Here is a 625-nt window from a genome sequence, read left to right as displayed (position 1 = left end):
TTACTATGGCTGATGATGATATAAGCGCATGTGTAAATATCCTTGAGATCATGGAAGTAAATTATGCTGGTCGTCCACTACATGGCAGTGGTCTGTACGAAGTTCTAGTTGGGTACGGTTTTGACATTTCACAAGAAAGCTTGCCGCGGGTGAAAGAGTTTTTCGAAGGCAAGGTTGTGTTCGCCATGGACGGGGCCAAGTATCCTTGGTCACGCGTGGAGAGGTTTAAGAAACTGTTTTTCCCAGATGGTTTTCCTGACCCGTTGTATGAGGATGGTACGGATTGGATTAATGATCCTGATGAGTACCCTGAGAGCACTTCCTATACCGGCGGGAACAGCTAACAACGCACTGATAGCCAAGGAGTAACCAATTTATGGGTTATTACGACGATGGGTACGGCAATAGCTTCTTCCCAGTTGTGTATGTGAAGAATAAGGATGAGGTTTTGGAGAGCTGGAAATATGAGAGTAAGTAATACCAGGGGTTCTCATTTTTGGCTCTTTAACCGGATTTTACAATATTTATTCACGTGGAGATCTCTTCAGGTAAATTAGTGGAGATAATCTCGACTGGTTTCTGCGGCTTTGATTTGTTGCAGGGGCCAGTGTTTTTGTATTTTAAA

1 pseudogene is annotated in these 625 nt (G+C 43.5%); it reads left to right on the top strand.

The window, feature by feature from the left end:
* A pseudogene (locus HMPREF2756_RS04615) lies at positions 1 to 344 on the top strand (hypothetical protein); the annotation flags it as partial.
* Positions 345 to 625 lie beyond the last annotated feature (281 nt).

It is taken from the genome of Rothia sp. HMSC067H10, from assembly GCF_001810635.1.
GTDB lineage: Bacteria > Actinomycetota > Actinomycetes > Actinomycetales > Micrococcaceae > Rothia > Rothia dentocariosa.
Note: the sequence above shows the minus strand (reverse complement) of the source record. Positions and strands in the feature narration are given on the sequence as shown.